The sequence below is a fragment of the Acidovorax sp. LjRoot38 genome (assembly GCF_964252975.1).
Taxonomy (GTDB): Bacteria; Pseudomonadota; Gammaproteobacteria; order Burkholderiales; family Burkholderiaceae_C; genus Acidovorax; species Acidovorax facilis.
In genome coordinates this window covers 106,308-122,888 of the sequence record NZ_CAXUPT020000014.1, presented here as the reverse complement: position 1 = coordinate 122,888, position 16,581 = coordinate 106,308, and the positions used below count along the sequence as shown (strand labels likewise).

Sequence of the window (16,581 nt, the reverse complement as noted above, 5' to 3'; positions counted from 1 at the left end):
CGCTTATTGGTAAAGCGCTGAAGGTTGTTTTGATTGATTTTTCTGCGGGTCCAGCCACTGGGCCAGCACCGCGTGCAACTCCACGGGGCTCACCGGCTTGCGCAGCACCAGGTAGCCCTCGTCCTCGGCATCCTGCAAGGCGGGCGCGTTGTGTTCGCCGCTGACCATGGCGCCGCGTGCAGCGGGGCAGCGGGCCAGCAGGGCGCGCAGTACGTCAAAACCGCTCTCGCCCGTGTGCAGCCGCTGGTCGCAGAAGATGGCATCCGGCTCGAACCCCTCGTCGAGCTGGGCATGCGCCTCGGCCGTGGTGGTGGCGTATGCCGCCGTCACGCCCCAGGCCTCCAGCATGGCACGCCAGGCCTTGATCACCTGGCGGTCGTCGTCCAGTACCAGGCAGCGGCCTTGCAGCGGGCGCATTGCCATCTCGTCGCGGTGCAAGGCCGCCGTGTCGGGTGGCACGGCAGTCGCCGTAGCCGCAGCGGTGTGGGCTGGCAGCCGCAGCCAGAAGCATGAGCCCCGCCCCGCCTGCGACAGCAGGCCGTGGGTGGCGCCCATCTGTTCGGCGCAGCGCGCCACCACGGCCAGCCCCAGGCCGTGTCCGGCGTCGTTCATCTGGTCCGCCCGCTCCCCTCGGTAGTAGGGGCTGAACACCCGGTACTGGTCCGCCACGGCGATGCCGACGCCGGTGTCCCGCACTTCCACCAGCCAGTCGCTGCCGCGCGCCCGCACGCTCACCAGCACCTTGCCTTGGGGCGTGTAGCGGATCGCGTTCTGCACCAGGTTGGCCAGCGCTTGGCGCAGCAGCACCGGTTCTGCCCACACGGTAGCTCCGCCACGCGGCACCCATAGCCGCAGGGCCAGCCCGCCGAGGCTGGCCTGCTCACGGAACAGGCGCACCACGTCCGCGAGCAGTCCGCTCAGGTCCACCACGCCCTTGGCGCCCAGCGGCTGGCCGGATTCCAGGCGGGCCAGGTCCAGCAGCGCGTTGAACAGCTGGTTCATGGCCTGCATGCTGTTGCGCAGGTCGGCAACCAGGGGGCGAAGAACCGGGTCGCTGTTGCGCAGGCTGATCGCCTCGACCATCAGCGACATGGCATGCACGGGCTGGCGCAGGTCGTGGCTGGCGGTGGCGAGGAACAGGTTCTTCTCGGCCAGTGCGCCTTCGGCCTGCCGCCGGGCTGCCGCCAGGGCCGCGTTGGCCGTGCGGGTGCGACGGTACTGCCAAAAGCTGGCGCCCGCCGCCAGCAGGGCCAGCGCCACCGTGGCGGCCAGGCCGATCTGCTGCATGCGCCGCACACGCAGCTCGGCATCCTGCACCCGATTGGCCTGCGCCAGCTGCTCGATCTGGCGCTGCCGTTCAGCGCTGTCAAAGCGCTCCTGCAGCGCGGCCACGGCCTGGTCGCGCTCGGTGTGGAACAGCTCCTTGGCCAGCGCCTGCTGCTTGCGCGTGGTGGCCACGGCTTCGCGGTACAGGCCGGCTTGCTCGTACATGCGCGAGAGCTCGCCCAGCAGCTGCTCTTCCATGGGCAGGGAGCCTGCTTCATGCACAAACCGAATGCCCGCCTCCACCTCATGCACGCCAGCCGCAATGCGGCCCTGGCCCATCAGCGCAAAGCCCAGGTTGGCCTGCGCCATTGCGGCCCCGTTCAGCTCGTGCGCGTCGCGGTACGCTGCCAGGGCCTCGCGCATCACGGGCTCGGCCGCGGCATAGGCCTTGCGCTGCAGCAGGACGTCGCCCAGGTTGTTCAGCGCCGTGGCCTGGAGCCCGGTGAGCCCGCCGGCGCGGGCGATCTGCAGGGACTGCCGGTAGGCGGCCACGGCGGTGTCGAGGTTGCCCTGTACGTTTTCCACATTGCCACGGTGCAGGTGCAGCCAGCCCAGCGCCTGCTGGGCGTCCAGCTTTTCGGCCAGCGGCAGCGTCTCGCGAATGGTCTGCAGCGCGCGGTCGGGGTTCTTCATGTCGAAGTGCAGCAGCTCCAGGTGGGTGCGCGACCGCAGCTCGGATGTGGCTGCCTGGCGCGGCAGCGTGCGCGAGAGTTCCAGGCTGCGCAGCAGGTGGGTCATCGCCGCTTCGAACTGGCCGTTGCTGCTGTGCAGGGCACCCAGCGTCAGGTGGTAGAGCCAGCGCACCCAAGGGTCGGGCACCTGCTCCGCCGCGCCCGCTTCGCGCGCCAGGGCGTCCAGCCCGGCGCCTGTCTTGCCCGCCACGGCCCATTGCCGGGCCTCGAAGCAGGTGGCCAGCACCTGCGTCGAGGCATCGCTGTGCGCAGCCGCAAGCGCTTTCAGTTGCGCTATGCCCTCGGTCACCACCGCAGCCTGCCCGGTCTCGAAGGCTGCGTCCGTCAGCGCCGCCAGGTAGGTGCGCCGGGTCGCGACATCGGCCGCGTTGGCAAAGCGGGTGGCGGCGGCCTGCAGCGCCTGCACGGCTTCGGCGCTGTTGCGTTGCGACAGGGTCTGCAGCCGGTCCAGCTCTGCCAGGTCCGGGTTCGGTACCTGTGCCCCTGCGGGCAGTGCCGTCTGCAGGCACAAGGCCGCGACCAGCACCACGGCCCGGACAAGGCGCATCAGGACAGCTCCAACCGCCGGCCGCGCAACAGGGTGATGGCCTCGATTCGCGTGCGCACCCGCAGCCGCTCCAGGATGCCCGTCACGTGCTCCTTCACGGTGCTCTCGGCAATGTCCAGCTGCAAGGCGATGCGCTTGTTGGGCAGCCCCTGCAGCACCAGCGCGAGGATCTGGCCCTGGCGGGTGGACAACCCCAGCTCGGCCGGAGTCACCGGCAGATCGCGGCTGCGCGGCGGCTGGCTGCCCAGCAGGCCCGGCTCAAACCAGACCAGCCCGCTCAGCAAGGCTTCCACCGCCAGACCAAAGGTCTCAGGCGCTGCTTGTTTGTGGATGAAGCCCTGTGCGCCTGCCTGCCGGGCCTGCTCCATCACGGCGGGGTCATCGTCGCCGCTGATCACGGCGATGGGCATCCCGGGGCAGTGGCTGCGCACCTGGGCGATCAGGCCCACCGCAGCGCCTTCCGCCAGCCAGAAGTCGATGAGCGCGATGGCCGGTGTGCCCCGCATTTCCACCCAGCGCAGAAGGTCGTCCGCCCCTGCGGCCTCTACCACCTCCATCTGCGGCAGGCGTGCGCGCAGGAACTCGGCCATGCCGTGCGCCACGAGCGGATGGTCGTCCAGGATGAGCGCGTAAGGGGAGGTGGGGGTCATGCAGTGGGAGAGGGTGGCTGCGCCTTGCGGCGCAGGCGCGCTGACAGCGCGGAGGTAGGGCAAATTCTGCCAAGTGTTGAGCAGGATGGACGGCGCGCAAACCCTACCAGGGTAGGGTTCCGTACCGCAGGAGGTGCTGCACAGAATCCGCCCTTCATTCACGATCAAGAGGTTTCTGTTCATGACACGACAAGCAAGCGCAATGGGTGCTGGGCGCACTGGGCATTCCGTACGGCCCCTCTTCCGCTGGGCACCCCTTGGCTTGGCGGCCGCCTTGCTGGTGGGTTGTGGCGGTAGTGACGATGACAACAATGGCACGCCGCCGCCTACCGCAGGCGCGTTCAGCATTGGCGGTGCGGTCACGGGCCTGGGCGCTGGCAAGACGGTGACGCTGCAAAACACTGGCAAGGACGACCTGACGATCAATGCCAACGGCAACTTCGTCTTCGTGACGCGCCTGGACAGTGGCATTGCCTATGCCGTCACCGTCAAGACCCAGCCCAGCGGCCAGCGTTGCACGGTGACCCAGGGCACGGGCACCGCCACCGCCAACGTCAGCAACGTGCAGGTGCGCTGTGAGAACCTGGCGGCCGCCACCTATACGGTTGGCGGTTCAGTGACCGGTCTGGCGGGTGGCACGCTGGTGCTGCAGAACAACGGGGGCGATGACCTCTCGGTCTCCAGCAACGGCGGCTTCACGTTCGGCACTGCGCTGGCCGGCGGCACGCGCTATGCGGTCACCGTGCGCACGCAGCCTTCCGGCCAGAGCTGCACGGTGCGCAATGGCTCCGGCAGCGTGATCTCTGCCAACGTGGGTTCGGTGGAGGTGAGCTGCGGCACGGTGGTGGCCTTGCCCGAAGGCGACTGGAAGCAGGAGCTGTGCGTAGTGGTGCGGCCCGGCACCTGGGGCCGCTCGCTCTGGCGCATCACCAGCCAGGGGGACAATCGCGTGGCGGGACAGATCGGTGTGGCCACCTATGCTGACGCCAACTGCACGGGCGCTGGCACGGTGGCAGGCCCTCTGGCCGGTGTGGGCAATGTGGCGTTCGACCGTAACGGCAGCACGGCTACGCTGACCGCGTTCTGGGGCCTGTGGACCCAGCCGTCAGGCCTGACATCGCGTGCCGTCTGGGCCCGCAAGGGGAGCCGCCTGTGCATCTTTGGCGACCAGATACCCACGGCCTTCCCAACGGCGGTCAGTGTGGAGAGCTACGTGGACACCGTTCTGCCCAACAAGACCTGCTACACGCAAAACTGAGCCTAGGACAACGCCGTGCTTTGCAATTGCGCCAGCGTCACGAACTCCAGCGCGCGCGCATGTGTGCATTCCAGGATCACGGGAGGCGCCAGACCCGCCTCGTAGGCCTCCTTCCAGCGCAAGACGCACAGGCACCAACGGTTGTTGGGCTGCAGCCCTGCAAAGCGGGACTCGGGCCGGGGGGTGATGAGGTCGTTGCCCCGCGACAGCGAAAAGTCCAGAAACGCCTGTGTCATGCGTGCGCAGACCACGTGGGTGCCGTGGTCTTGCTCGTCGGTGTTGCAGCAGCCGTCGCGGTAGTAGCCGGTCAGTGGGTCGTAGGAGCAGGGCATCAGCAAGGTGCCCAGAACGTTCAGTGCAGTCATATCGGGTCGCGTAAGTCGCTTGGGTTGTGAGGGGCGGTGAGGGGGCAGACCGTTGGGGTGGGCGCGGGGCGGGTCAGCCAACCTCGCCACGGCGGCGCAGCACTACGGTGATCTGCCCGTTGGTCTCGATGGTGGCGCGTTCCACTTCGTGCGCGTGCAGGCAGCCGCCTGCGCGCAGTGCGGCCTCCACGTCGTCGCGGGTCAGCAGCTCCTTGCGCATCAGCGCCTGGTTCAGTTCGCCCTGGTGGATCAGCACCTGGGCCTTGCCGTCCACCCAGCGCCCGATGCGCGGGAAGTGGAACGCCAACCGCGCCAGCGCCACATGCAGCAGCATGAGCGTGCTGGCCGAGATCAGCCCGCCCACCAGCGAGTTGTCGCCCGCGTTCATCGAGTTCTGCACCGCGTTCGACAGGATCAGCAACAGGATCAGGTCAAACGGCTCGTACTGCCCCGTCTGCCGCTTGCCCGACAGGCGCATGAACACCAGCAAGAACAGGTACACCACCACGCCGCGCAGCACAAACTCCCACCACGGCACGCTCATTTGCCACATTGCAAGGTTCCTTGTTGGATGCTTGGGTGGGGGCAGTCTACGGCCTGCGGCTTGCCCCTCATTCGCTGAGCGAAAATCCCGGCAATTCCCCGCACGGCTCCGGCACAGTGCGCCACTCACTGCAGTGGTGGCCGAGTGGGCATCATCTGCCGTCCCCCACCGAAAGTACCGCACCATGCAACGCCGCCAATTTCACCAAACCAGCCTCGTGGCTGCCCTGCTGTGCGCCACCGGCCAGCAGGCCTGGGCCCTGTCGCTGGGTGACCTCACCAATGCCGATGCCGCCAGCGGCCTCAAAGCCGCGCTGGGCCAGGGCGCCCAGGCGGCGGTCGCCCTGCTGGGGCGGCCTGACGGGTTTCTGGGCAACCCCCAGGTGCGCATCGGCCTGCCGGGCTCCCTGGACGACGCCGCCAAGGTTATGAAGTCGCTGGGCCAGGGGCGGCGCATCGACGAGCTGGTCACCTCCATCAACCGCGCCGCCGAAGCCGCCGTGCCCATGGGCAAAGACCTGCTGGTGGGCGCCGTGCAGAAGATGACGGTGACCGATGCCAAGAACATCCTGACCGGCAGCAGCACCTCGGTCACCGCCTTTTTTGCCGACAAGACGCGCACGCCGCTCTCCGAACGCTTCCTGCCCGTGGTGAACCAGGCCACCGAAAAAGTCGGCCTCACCCAGAAGTACAACGCCTTTGCGGGCAAGGCAGCGAGCTTTGGCCTGCTCAAACCCGAGGAGGCCAACCTTGCGCAGTACGTCACCGGCAAGACGCTCGACGGCCTGTACTTCATGATCGGCGAGGAGGAACGCCGCATCCGTCAGAATCCGGCCGGTGCAGGCAGCGCCATCGCCCGCAAGGTCTTTGGTGCGCTGAACTGACTATGCACCTGCGCACTGCCATCCCATGCCGTTGATGAAGAGCACCGACCCTTGTCCCTGCGGGCGCCCACAGGCCGCAGTCGGCAAAGGCGCGCAGCCCCGGGCGCTGCCGTACGCAGGATGCTGCAGCCGCTACCTCGACCACGGGGACGAGGCCGCCGCGCCCGACGCCGAGAGCCTCATGCGGTCACGCTACACCGCCTTTGTCCTCGAACGTGGCGACTACCTGCAGGCCACCTGGCACCCCGGCACCCGGCCAGCGGACCTCGATTTCGACCCCGGCACGAAGTGGCTGGGTCTGGAAGTGCGCAGCCACCGCAGCACGGGCGAAGACCGCGCCGAGGTCGAGTTTGTCGCGCGCTACCGCGTGGGCGGCCGCGCCGTGCGCCTGCACGAGACCAGCCGCTTCGTGCGCGAAGACGGGCGCTGGTTCTATGTGGATGGCGATATCCACTCCTAAAAATTGAATAAAAATGACCTTCAGCGCTTTACCAATAAGCGCGAGCAGCTATGAAATTTGAAGCAATCTTGTTTGACTGCGATGGTGTGCTGGTCGACAGCGAACCCATCACCAACGGCGTGCTGCGCGACATGCTCAACGAAGCGGGCTGGGCCCTGAGTGCCGACGAATGCATGCGCATCTTTATCGGCAAGACGGTGCGCAGCGAGGCCGCCCGCATCGAGGCCCACACCGGCCGCCCGCTGACCGATGCGTGGATGGCCGACTTCTATGCACGGCGCAATGCCGAGCTGGACCAGCGCCTCACGGCCATCGAACACATCCACGGCACCATCGAAAGGGTGCACGCCCGCCATGGCGGGCGCATTGCCTGCGCCTCGGGTGCCGACCGGCACAAGGTCGAGATGCAGTTGGCCAAGGTGGGGCTCACGCCGTACTTTGCCGGGCGGGTGTTCAGCGGCCACGAGATGCCCGCCACCAAGCCCGCGCCCGACGTCTATCTGGCGGCGGCTGCGGCCCTGCAGGTGGTGCCCGGGCGCTGCGCCGTGGTGGAAGACACCGTGACGGGCGTGACCGCTGGCGTGGCCGCAGGCGCCACGGTATTTGCCTATGCGCCGCTGGACGATGGCGAGGCCCTGCGTGCCGCAGGCGCAGCGCAGGTGTTTCGCAGCATGGCCGAGTTGCCTGCGCTGCTGGGCTGCTGACACAGGCAAGAAGATTCCCAACAGCCCTGTAACCATGGGAGAAGCGCAATGCCGGTACAACGCATGAAGCCGTGGATGCGGCGATGCGCCGTGGTGGCGGCCCTGGCCCTGCTGGCGGGATGCTCGTCGGTGCGGCCCTGGATCAACGAACCCCTGAAGCCCGAGGACCAGGCCATCCCCGAGCGCAAGTCCGAGCGCGACCCTACCATCCTGGTGGCCGTCACGCTGTCGGGCGGCGGTGCGCGGGCGGCCGCCTTCGGCTTTGGCGTGCTGACCGAAATGCAGGCCACGCGCTTTGACTGGAACGGGCGCCCCACCACGCTGCTCGACGCCACCGATGTGATCAGCGGCGTCTCGGGCGGCAGCATCGTGGCCGCTTACTTGGCAGCACACGGCATCGAGGGGCTACCCCGCTTCGAGCAGGACTTTCTGCGCCAGAACTTCCAGAACAGCCTCATCACCCAAGCCCTGCGCCCCGGCAACCTGGTGGACCTGACCTCGCCCTGGTTCGGCCGCACGCACCTGCTCGCGCGGCGGCTGGATGAGCTGTATGGCGGGCGCACCTTTGGCGATGTGGCGCGGCGCCCGCGCCACCCGCAGCTGTTCATCACCGCCACCGACATGTCGTTGGGCACTGGCTTTGAATTCACGTGGGACCAGTTCGCGCTGATCTGCTCCGACCTGCGCAAGGTGCCGCTGTCGTTCGCGGTGGCGGCATCGTCCGCCGTACCGCTGCTGCTGAGCCCCGTCACCCTCAAGAACTACGCCGACCAGTGCCCTCAGTACCAGACCGTGTCCCGCGCTGCCTCCCTGGCTGCGGGCGGCGACTACCGCGCGCGCCTGTACCGCGCGCATGAGTTGAGCTATCTGGACGCGCAGCGCCGCCCTTACATCCACTTGGTGGATGGCGGCCTGGCCGACAACCTGGGCGTGCAGCGTCTGCTCGACCGGGCCCTGGCCGGTGGCGGACTGCGCGAAACCTTCAGCGAAGTGGGCATCCCGCCCGGCACCATCCGCAAGCTGGTGCTCGTCACCGTCAACGCCGAGCGCGACCCATCCGAGAACATCGACATGAGCGACAAGGTGCCCAACATGGCCCAGGTGGTGGACTCGCTGCTGTTTGGCACCGGCGCCCGCGCCACGCGCGAGACGCAGGAGTTCTTGCGCGACATCACCCAGCAGTGGCGCCAGTCGCTGGCGGCGGGCCCCACCGGCAGCAGCGATGCCTTTGCGCCCGGTGCCGAGGTCCACGTCATTTCCGTCAACCTGCGCGATGCCCACGACGACGTGGCGCGCCGCCGCATGCTGCAGGTGCCCACGGCGTTCTCCATCACGTCGGAAGAAGTCACGGACCTCATCGAGGCGGGTGGCAGCGTGCTGCGCCACTCGCCGGAGTTCCGCGCACTGGTGCAGTCGCTGGCGCGGCAGGCTCCGACGACACCTTTACCCCCGCCCGGACCTGCATCTACACCAGCGAAGTCCGAGTAGCCGCGTGAGCCCGGCTATCCCCTAGCGTGCAACACCACACTAGCCCCCACCTCCGCATCACGGTTTGGTGTCGGGGGCCGGGGTGGTCGGCACGTCCTGGTCTTGGGCGGCCTCCGTCTGTGCGGCCATCGCCCGCTGGTAGCCGGGTCGCTGTTGCAGCCGCTGCCAGTAGACCTGCGTGGCCGGGCCAAATTGTTCGTTCAGCCCCAGGTGCTGCGCCAGCAGCAGCGCATACCCCACCGCCACATCCGCCGCCGTAAAGCGGCCCGCGCACAGATAGTCGCTGCGGCCGTGGGTCATCGCGGTTTCTACCGCGCGCAGCCGGGCCAGGAACCAGCGGCTGTAGTCCTCCACCACCTGCGGCAGCTTGCGCTCTGCGGTCTCAAACCGGCCATAGCGCAGCACCAGCGTCTGCGGAAAAGTCAGCGTCGCATCGCTCATGTGCAGCCAGTTCAGGTACGCGCCATACGCCGGGTGCGTGGGCGCCACATCCAGCCCCGCGTCGGGGTGCGTGGCGGCCAGGTACTGGCACATGGCCGCCGATTCGGTCATGCGCACATCGCCCTGCACCAGCAGCGGCACCGTGCCCAGCGGGTTCTCGTCCAGAAACCACCGGGCCTTGGCGCGCGGTGGGAAGGGCAGCATGTGGAGTTGGTAGGGCAGTTGCAGCTCTTCGAGCATCCACAGGGGACGGAAGGAGCGGGCGCTGATGCAGTGGTGGAGGTGGAGCATGAGATGAATTAGGCGGTTCTGTGCCAGTGTGCAAAAAAGAGCTTGGCACACTCAACTGCGGTAATGCTGTCTGTCAGCAACTGCGGGTGGAGAAGGATCGGGCGAGGGGCTTCGTCCTCCTGAAATGAATGCATGAATCCAAAACACGGTCGGCCGAGTGCCGCTTGCTCCTCGGATATTTCTTGCATGCGATCCCAGCGCATCTGTCGGATGCATTGAAGCTTTTCGTGCTCCAGTTCTTGAAACTTGTGACTCTCTTGTTCTGTGAATTCGGATGGGGGCACATATGGGGGAATTCGGTGGGCAAGAGCATCACGAAATGACTTGGCGTATTCACCGTGCCAACGCGTCATGGCCTCTGAAGTGAGGTGCTCGCGCAGTTCCGCAGGAAGAAATTTCTGAGTGCTTTGCAGGAACAACCCTACGCGACGGCGATCACCGAGTCTGGATAGCAAATCGTGACGTAACACAAAAGCCCATGCCCAGTTGTCATACAGGCCATAGAGGTTCATTACGAACGCATGCAAATTAGTCTGTACATCTGAGAGCGCGTCGGTCGCCAGAGGGCGAGCGCTGTCTAACGGGAACAACTCGAAGACGCGTTCAAGTGCACGCTTCACTGTCTGCAGGCGACGTGCAGCGCCATGAAGCAAATGTTCTCGGACCGGAGACGCTGGTTCAAGTGCTTGGCCTTCAATCACTGTGTTCAAGATTAGTGTTTGTAGATCCTGCAGAACTGCGCGCAGGCTCACGTGCATCTTCTCAATATTGGCTGGGGAATAGGACATAGGGTGTTTAGTTTGTTCGCTTCATTGCAGCTTGCATTGAGCAAATCCAGACTGTTTTCCTTTGCGCTTAGCCTGTTGCGCAGATAAAGGTTGTAAACGCGGGCATATTTTTTATGTATGGCCGTCTATACCCTAACCACCCTCCGAAACTCCGCAGGCGACTGCCCCGTCCACCCGCGAAAAGCCCGGATAAAACTCTTCTCGTTCTCAAACCCCGCCGCCTCCGCCACCTGCTTGATCGGCCGCTGCGTGCGGTGCAGCAGCTCCACCGCGCGGGTGCGGCGAACCTCGTCTTTCAGGCCCTGCAGCGTGGCGCCTTCTTCCTTCAATTGCCGGTGCAGGGTGCGTGGCGACACATGCAGCAGTGCGGCCAGGGATTCGGCGCTGTGCTGGGGCAGGGCGTGGGCCGGTTGCCCCGGCAGGGGCGCGGCCAGCAGCTGGCGCACGCGCTGCACCAGCAGGCGGTCGCGGCGGTAGTGCAGCACCGTCAGGGGCAGGGCGTGCTGCAGCATCTGGCGCAGGGCCTGTTCGTCGCGGCGCAGGGGCAGGTGCCGGTAGCGGGCGTCAAAGTGGATGGCGGTGCGTGGCGCGTTGAAGGTGACGGGGCCACGGAACAGCACGGCATAAGCATCGGCGTGCGGGGGCGCATCAAAGGCAAATTCTGCGGCAATGAGCGGAATGCGCGAGTCCACCATCCAGCAGGCCAGGCCATGGGCATTGCGCAGCACGGATACCAGGCAAAACTCGCGCAGCGCGCCCAGGTCGCGGGCCTCGGTGATGGCCAGGGTGGCGGTGTCGCCTTGGGTGGTGAGGTGCAGGGCAATGTCGTCCGCCAGCAGTCCATGGTGGCGGCACCAGCGGGCCAGGGCCACCTGCAGCGTGGGCGAGCTGATGCTGGCGCGTGCCAGCATGCCGTAGCTGCCCCAGGGCAGGCGGCGGCTGAACCAGCCCAGGGCTTCGTCGTCCAACTCTTGCATGGCGGCGTCGGAGATCTGCTCCATCTGCCAGGCGGTGATGCGGGCGCTGTCGTCGGGCAGCAGCTGCGGCGCAATCTGTGCCTGGGCCAGGGCACGTTCGGGGCTCAGGCCGCGCCGCTCGTACGCCAGAACAATGGCACGCACAAAGGCGATGGGCGTTGCGGCAGGGGCAGATGGAGTGGTTGGGAAACGATGGTCGGCGGAGGCGGTGGTCTTCACGCCACAGAGTGTGCCAGCCGTGGCACGATTTGCAACCATTGTGTCCACCCGCCAGGGGTTCAGGCTTCTATGCTTACGGATCGCCCGCCCGCATGTTCTTGCGGCGCAGGCCGCATGACAGAGCCGAGGAGACAAACCCGTGACGAGTGCAGCCGCAACGAACTTCGCACCGCTGGTGGACAGCCACGCCCGTGGCGCCACCGACGTTCCCCTGATCGAGCAGACCATCGGCGCCTTTTTTGCCGATATGGTGGCCCGCCAGCCCGACCGCGAGGCGCTGGTCAGCGTGCACCAGGGCCGCCGCACCACCTACGCCCAGCTGCAGACCGAGGCGCACCGCCTGGCGAGTGCGCTGCTGGGCATGGGGCTCACGCCCGGCGACCGCGTGGGCATCTGGTCGCACAACAACGCCGAATGGGTGCTGATGCAGCTGGCCACCGCGCAGGTGGGCCTGGTGCTGGTCAACATCAACCCGGCCTACCGCACGTCCGAGGTGGAATACGCGCTCAACAAGGTGGGCTGCAAGCTGCTGGTGACCATGGCGCGCTTCAAGACCAGCGACTACCTGGGCATGCTGCGCGAGCTGGCGCCCGAGTGGCAGCACCAGCAGCCCGGCCAGCTGGGCTCCGTCAAGCTGCCCCACCTGAACACCGTAGTGTGGATCGATGAGGCGGGGCAGGGCGCCGATGAACCGGGCCTGATGCGTTTTACCGACCTGCTGGCACGCGGCAACGCAGCCGACCCGCGCCTGGCGCAGATCGCAGCCACGTTGAAGGCCACCGACCCCATCAACATCCAGTTCACCAGCGGCACCACCGGCTTCCCCAAGGGCGCCACGCTCACGCACCGCAACATCCTGAACAACGGTTTCTTCATTGGCGAGTGCATGAAGCTCACGCCCGAAGACCGCCTGTGCATCCCCGTGCCGCTGTACCACTGCTTCGGCATGGTGCTGGGCAACCTGGCCTGCCTGACGCACGGTGCCACCATCGTGTACCCCAACGACGGGTTTGACCCGCTGACCGTGCTGCAGACGGTACAGGACGAGCGCTGCACCGGCCTGCACGGCGTGCCCACCATGTTCATCGCCGAGCTGGACCACCCGCGTTTTGCCGAGTTCAACCTCAGCACCCTGCGCACCGGCATCATGGCCGGCTCGCCCTGCCCCACCGAGGTGATGAAGCGCGTGGTGGAGCAGATGAACCTGCGCGAGATCACCATTGCCTACGGCATGACCGAGACCAGCCCCGTGAGCTGCCAGAGCAGCACCGACACGCCGCTGGACAAGCGCGTCTCCACCGTGGGCCAGGTGCAGCCGCACCTGGAGATCAAGATCGTGGATCCCGACAGCGGGGCGGTGGTGCCCATCGGCCAGCGGGGCGAGTTCTGCACCAAAGGCTACTCCGTCATGCACGGCTACTGGGGCGACCCGGCCAAGACCCGCGAGGCGATTGACGAAGGCGGCTGGATGCACACCGGTGACCTCGCCACCATGGACGCCGAGGGCTACGTGAACATCGTTGGCCGCATCAAGGACATGGTGATCCGTGGCGGCGAGAACATCTACCCGCGCGAGATCGAAGAGTTTTTGTACCGCCACCCGCAGGTGCAGGACGTGCAGGTGGTGGGCGTGCCCGACCAGAAATACGGCGAGGAACTCTGCGCCTGGATCATTGCCAAGCCCGGCACCCAGCCCACCGAGGACGACATCCGCGCCTTCTGCAAGGGCCAGATCGCGCACTACAAGGTGCCGCGCTACATCCGCTTTGTCACCAGCTTTCCGATGACGGTGACGGGCAAGATCCAGAAGTTCAAGATCCGCGACGAGATGAAGGATCTGCTGGGCCTGGAAGAACAGAAAACCGCTTGAACTGATGACCCCCCTGAGCCGCTTCGCGCCTTCCCCCAAGGGGACGCCACCCCTGGCCCGGCAAAGCCGGTTCCACGGCGGCACGCGCCTGGCCTGCTCTGCGGCCTTCAGTGCCACCGGCGAGCCGGTGCCACTACGTAAACCCATGATATCGATGGAGCTTGCATGATTCTCGACACCCAACTCAACGCCCGCTCGGCGGACTTTCTGGCCAACGCTGCCGCCATGCGCACGCTGGTCGATGACCTGCGCGCCCAGCTCGACAAGGTCGCCCAGGGCGGCGGTGAAGCGGCCCGCGCCAAGCATGTGGCCCGTGGCAAGCTGCTGCCGCGCGAGCGCGTGCAGATGCTGCTGGACCCGGGTACGCCGTTCCTCGAACTCGCGCCACTGGCCGCGCTCAACATGTACAACAACGATGCGCCCAGCTCCGGCCTCATCGCAGGCATTGGCCGCGTGAGTGGCGTGGACTGCATGATCGTGTGCAACGACGCCACGGTGAAGGGCGGCACCTACTACCCCCTCACCGTGAAGAAGCACCTGCGTGCGCAGGAAGTGGCGCAGCAGAACCACCTACCGTGCATCTACCTGGTGGACTCGGGCGGCGCCAACCTGCCCAACCAGGATGAGGTCTTCCCTGATCGCGACCACTTCGGCCGCATCTTCTTCAACCAGGCCAACATGAGCGCCATGGGCATCTCGCAGATCGCCGTGGTCATGGGCAGCTGCACGGCAGGCGGCGCGTACGTGCCGGCCATGAGCGATGAATCGATCATCGTCAAGAACCAGGGCACTATCTTTTTGGGTGGCCCGCCATTGGTGAAGGCTGCGACGGGCGAGGTCGTCACGGCCGAAGACCTGGGCGGTGGCGACGTGCACACGCGCCTGTCGGGTGTGGCCGACCACCTGGCGCAGAACGACATGCATGCGCTGCAACTGGCACGCAATGCCGTGCGCAATTTGAATAAAAACAAACCGCAGGCGCCCGCAGATCATGCACCGGTAGCTCCTAAATTTGCAGCAGAGGAGCTGTACGGCGTGATTCCCGTGGACACGCGCAAGCCGTTCGATGTGCGAGAGATCATTGCGCGCATCGTGGACGGCAGCGAGTTCGACGAGTTCAAGGCACGCTACGGCACCACGCTGGTCACGGGCTTTGCGCGCATTGAAGGGATGATGGTCGGCATCATCGCCAACAACGGCATCTTGTTCAGCGAGTCGGCGCTCAAGGGCGCGCACTTCATCGAGCTGTGCTGCCAGCGCAAGATCCCGCTGGTGTTCCTGCAGAACATCACCGGCTTCATGGTGGGCCGCAAGTACGAGAACGAAGGCATCGCCCGCAACGGCGCCAAGATGGTGACGGCCGTGGCCACGGCCAGCGTGCCCAAGTTCACCATCATCATCGGCGGCAGTTTTGGCGCGGGCAATTACGGCATGTGCGGCCGGGCCTACTCGCCGCGCTTCTTGTGGATGTGGCCCAATGCGCGCATCAGCGTGATGGGCGGCGACCAGGCTGCGGGCGTGCTGGCCACGGTCAAGCGCGACGGCATCGAGGCCAAGGGTGGGCAGTGGAGCATGGAGGAAGAAGAAGCCTTCAAGGCCCCCATCCGCCGCCAGTACGAAGACCAAGGCCATCCCTACTATGCCACCGCCCGCCTGTGGGACGACGGCGTGATCGACCCAGCCGATACGCGCCGCGTGCTGGCGCTGGGCCTGGCGGCCACGCGCAATGCGCCCATCGAAGACACCAAGTTCGGCCTGTTCCGCATGTAGCAGGAGCAGGAGCCACCATGGACGCTGTTGCCCACTTCACCCAGCTTGCGCGCTACAACGCGTGGGCCACGGCGCGCCTGCTTGATGCAGTGCGGGCGCTGCCGGAAGAGGACTACCGGCGCGATGTGGGTTTGTTCTTCCACAGCATCCACGGCACGCTCAACCACCTGCTGGTGGGCGAACACCATCTGTGGTTCGTGCGCTTTGCCGACGGCATTTCGCCCAAGGTGGCGCTGGACGCCGAGCTGGAGAGCGACCGTGCGCAGTTGGATGCCCGGCTGCGCGAGGGCGCGGCCCGCTGGGCGCCGCTGATTGCGTCGTTCAGCCCAGACCGCTGGAACGGCACACTCGACTACACCACCATGCGCGGCACGGCGGCGTCGCTGCCGTTTGCCGCCACGCTGGCCCACGTGTTCAACCACGGCACGCACCACCGCGGGCAGATCACCGCTGCATTGACTGCGCTGGGCCAGCCCTGCCCCGAGCTGGACCTTGTCTACTTCCTGCAAAACCCGTCCAAGCTATGAGCCAGAACCTGTCCATCACCCAAACCGGCGCCGTGGCGCGCATCACGCTCACGCAGCCCGAAATCCGCAACGCCTTCAGCGATGAGGTCATTGCCGAGATCACCGCCGCCTTCACCGATGTGGGTGGGCGTGCCGATGTGCGCGCCGTGGTGCTGGCTGCGGAAGGCCCGGCCTTCTGCGCCGGTGCCAACCTCAACTGGATGCGCCGCATGGCCGACTACACGCGCGACGAGAACATCGCCGACGCGGGAAAGTTGGCCGAGATGCTGCGGGTGATCTACGAGTGCCCCAAGCCCACGGTGGCACGCGTGCAGGGCGATGTATATGCAGGCGGCATGGGCTTGGTGGCCGCGTGCGACATGTCCGTGGCCGTGGACACGGCGGGCTTTTGCCTCAGCGAAGTGAAGCTGGGGCTCATCCCCGCCACCATCAGCCCCTATGTGATCCGTGCCATGGGCGCACGCGCTGCGCACCGGTACTTCCTCACGGCAGAGCGTTTTGGCGCGGCCGAAGCCTTGCGCATTGGCTTTGTGCACGAGGTCGTGGTCGCTGACCAGCTCGACATCAAGGTGGACGAACTGCTCAAGGCTCTGACCAGCGCCAGCCCCAACGCTGTGCGCGTGTGCAAGAAGCTGGTGATGGATGTGGCAGAGCGGGAGATCAACGCGGGCCTCATCGCCGCCACGGTGCAGGGCATTGCCGACATCCGCGCCAGCGACGAAGGCAAGGAAGGTGTGCAGTCGTTCCTGAACAAGCGCAAGCCCAGCTGGCTGAGCTGATC

The 16,581-nt window shown here is 66.4% G+C and carries 16 protein-coding genes; 9 read left to right on the top strand and 7 right to left on the bottom strand.

The window, feature by feature from the left end:
- Window positions 1–3: 3 nt before the first annotated feature.
- Both ACSQ22_RS21570 and ACSQ22_RS21565 read right to left on the bottom strand, forming a co-directional pair.
- Complete coding sequence (locus ACSQ22_RS21570; protein WP_436131493.1) at window positions 4–2,565, bottom strand: ATP-binding protein; 2,562 nt, start codon at window positions 2,563–2,565, stop codon at window positions 4–6.
- A complete protein-coding gene (locus ACSQ22_RS21565) occupies window positions 2,565–3,215 on the bottom strand; it encodes a LuxR C-terminal-related transcriptional regulator (protein ID WP_436131492.1) in 651 nt (216 codons plus the stop codon). The genes ACSQ22_RS21570 and ACSQ22_RS21565 overlap by 1 nt, the downstream gene beginning before the upstream one ends.
- 181 nt (window positions 3,216–3,396) lie before the next feature.
- Between ACSQ22_RS21565 and ACSQ22_RS21560 the strand changes: the two genes are divergently transcribed.
- Complete coding sequence (locus tag ACSQ22_RS21560) at window positions 3,397–4,473, top strand: hypothetical protein (RefSeq protein WP_436131491.1); 1,077 nt, start codon at window positions 3,397–3,399, stop codon at window positions 4,471–4,473.
- A gap of 2 nt (window positions 4,474–4,475) precedes the next feature.
- Here the strand turns inward: ACSQ22_RS21560 and ACSQ22_RS21555 are convergent, their stop codons facing one another.
- Both ACSQ22_RS21555 and ACSQ22_RS21550 read right to left on the bottom strand, forming a co-directional pair.
- Window positions 4,476–4,838, bottom strand: a complete 363-nt coding sequence (locus ACSQ22_RS21555) for a DUF2237 family protein (protein WP_436131490.1) — start codon at window positions 4,836–4,838, stop codon at window positions 4,476–4,478.
- Between the two features lie 73 nt (window positions 4,839–4,911).
- A complete protein-coding gene (locus tag ACSQ22_RS21550) occupies window positions 4,912–5,391 on the bottom strand; it encodes a DUF421 domain-containing protein (RefSeq protein ID WP_121421258.1) in 480 nt (159 codons plus the stop codon).
- A 175-nt stretch (window positions 5,392–5,566) separates the two neighbouring features.
- On the opposite strand from ACSQ22_RS21550, the gene ACSQ22_RS21545 reads away from it, so the two are divergent.
- From ACSQ22_RS21545 to ACSQ22_RS21530, 4 genes are read left to right on the top strand one after another with little or no spacing between them, the layout of a single operon-like run.
- Window positions 5,567–6,265, top strand: a complete 699-nt coding sequence (locus ACSQ22_RS21545; RefSeq protein ID WP_436131489.1) for a DUF4197 domain-containing protein — start codon at window positions 5,567–5,569, stop codon at window positions 6,263–6,265.
- Window positions 6,266–6,290: 25 nt separating this feature from the next.
- Window positions 6,291–6,725, top strand: coding sequence for a YchJ family protein (locus ACSQ22_RS21540; RefSeq protein WP_436131488.1), 435 nt, complete (start codon window positions 6,291–6,293; stop codon window positions 6,723–6,725).
- A gap of 50 nt (window positions 6,726–6,775) precedes the next feature.
- Window positions 6,776–7,429, top strand: coding sequence for an HAD family hydrolase (locus ACSQ22_RS21535; RefSeq protein WP_436131487.1), 654 nt, complete (start codon window positions 6,776–6,778; stop codon window positions 7,427–7,429).
- Window positions 7,430–7,477: 48 nt separating this feature from the next.
- Window positions 7,478–8,917 carry a patatin-like phospholipase family protein gene (locus ACSQ22_RS21530; RefSeq protein WP_436131486.1) on the top strand — a complete coding sequence of 480 codons (1,440 nt, stop codon included), beginning with the start codon at window positions 7,478–7,480 and terminating at the stop codon, window positions 8,915–8,917.
- A 57-nt stretch (window positions 8,918–8,974) separates the two neighbouring features.
- Here ACSQ22_RS21530 and ACSQ22_RS21525 read toward each other — a convergent pair whose 3' ends face one another.
- The 3 genes from ACSQ22_RS21525 to ACSQ22_RS21515 form a co-directional block, all read right to left on the bottom strand.
- Window positions 8,975–9,649, bottom strand: coding sequence for a glutathione S-transferase family protein (locus ACSQ22_RS21525; RefSeq protein ID WP_436131485.1), 675 nt, complete (start codon window positions 9,647–9,649; stop codon window positions 8,975–8,977).
- 8 nt (window positions 9,650–9,657) lie between these two features.
- Entirely contained in the window at window positions 9,658–10,437 is a 780-nt protein-coding gene (locus ACSQ22_RS21520; RefSeq protein ID WP_436131484.1) for a hypothetical protein, read from the bottom strand.
- A 125-nt stretch (window positions 10,438–10,562) separates the two neighbouring features.
- Window positions 10,563–11,672, bottom strand: a complete 1,110-nt coding sequence (locus ACSQ22_RS21515) for an AraC family transcriptional regulator (RefSeq protein WP_436131483.1) — start codon at window positions 11,670–11,672, stop codon at window positions 10,563–10,565.
- A gap of 100 nt (window positions 11,673–11,772) precedes the next feature.
- On the opposite strand from ACSQ22_RS21515, the gene ACSQ22_RS21510 reads away from it, so the two are divergent.
- The 4 genes from ACSQ22_RS21510 (at window position 11,773) to ACSQ22_RS21495 (ending at window position 16,579) form a co-directional block, all read left to right on the top strand.
- Window positions 11,773–13,503: an AMP-binding protein gene (locus ACSQ22_RS21510; protein WP_228896030.1), complete on the top strand. Its 1,731-nt coding sequence runs from the start codon at window positions 11,773–11,775 to the stop codon at window positions 13,501–13,503.
- A 165-nt stretch (window positions 13,504–13,668) separates the two neighbouring features.
- The gene (locus ACSQ22_RS21505; protein WP_436131482.1) at window positions 13,669–15,273 is read left to right on the top strand and encodes a carboxyl transferase domain-containing protein; all 1,605 of its coding nucleotides are present in this window, start codon (window positions 13,669–13,671) and stop codon (window positions 15,271–15,273) included.
- A 17-nt stretch (window positions 15,274–15,290) separates the two neighbouring features.
- A complete protein-coding gene (locus ACSQ22_RS21500) occupies window positions 15,291–15,800 on the top strand; it encodes a DinB family protein (RefSeq protein ID WP_436131481.1) in 510 nt (169 codons plus the stop codon).
- Entirely contained in the window at window positions 15,797–16,579 is a 783-nt protein-coding gene (locus ACSQ22_RS21495) for an enoyl-CoA hydratase/isomerase family protein (RefSeq protein ID WP_436131480.1), read from the top strand. Before ACSQ22_RS21500 ends, ACSQ22_RS21495 begins: the two co-directional genes overlap by 4 nt.
- Window positions 16,580–16,581: the final 2 nt, after the last annotated feature.

Coding starts and splice junctions, on each gene's coding strand:
- ACSQ22_RS21505 (WP_436131482.1), top strand. CDS start 13,669: ATGATTCTCGACACCCAACTCAACGCCCGCTCGGCGGACTTTCTGGCC.
- ACSQ22_RS21555 (WP_436131490.1), bottom strand. CDS start 4,838: ATGACTGCACTGAACGTTCTGGGCACCTTGCTGATGCCCTGCTCCTAC.
- ACSQ22_RS21500 (WP_436131481.1), top strand. CDS start 15,291: ATGGACGCTGTTGCCCACTTCACCCAGCTTGCGCGCTACAACGCGTGG.
- ACSQ22_RS21565 (WP_436131492.1), bottom strand. CDS start 3,215: ATGACCCCCACCTCCCCTTACGCGCTCATCCTGGACGACCATCCGCTC.
- ACSQ22_RS21495 (WP_436131480.1), top strand. CDS start 15,797: ATGAGCCAGAACCTGTCCATCACCCAAACCGGCGCCGTGGCGCGCATC.
- ACSQ22_RS21545 (WP_436131489.1), top strand. CDS start 5,567: ATGCAACGCCGCCAATTTCACCAAACCAGCCTCGTGGCTGCCCTGCTG.
- ACSQ22_RS21570 (WP_436131493.1), bottom strand. CDS start 2,565: ATGCGCCTTGTCCGGGCCGTGGTGCTGGTCGCGGCCTTGTGCCTGCAG.
- ACSQ22_RS21550 (WP_121421258.1), bottom strand. CDS start 5,391: ATGTGGCAAATGAGCGTGCCGTGGTGGGAGTTTGTGCTGCGCGGCGTG.
- ACSQ22_RS21535 (WP_436131487.1), top strand. CDS start 6,776: ATGAAATTTGAAGCAATCTTGTTTGACTGCGATGGTGTGCTGGTCGAC.
- ACSQ22_RS21540 (WP_436131488.1), top strand. CDS start 6,291: ATGCCGTTGATGAAGAGCACCGACCCTTGTCCCTGCGGGCGCCCACAG.
- ACSQ22_RS21560 (WP_436131491.1), top strand. CDS start 3,397: ATGACACGACAAGCAAGCGCAATGGGTGCTGGGCGCACTGGGCATTCC.
- ACSQ22_RS21525 (WP_436131485.1), bottom strand. CDS start 9,649: ATGCTCCACCTCCACCACTGCATCAGCGCCCGCTCCTTCCGTCCCCTG.
- ACSQ22_RS21530 (WP_436131486.1), top strand. CDS start 7,478: ATGCCGGTACAACGCATGAAGCCGTGGATGCGGCGATGCGCCGTGGTG.
- ACSQ22_RS21515 (WP_436131483.1), bottom strand. CDS start 11,672: ATGGTTGCAAATCGTGCCACGGCTGGCACACTCTGTGGCGTGAAGACC.
- ACSQ22_RS21520 (WP_436131484.1), bottom strand. CDS start 10,437: ATGTCCTATTCCCCAGCCAATATTGAGAAGATGCACGTGAGCCTGCGC.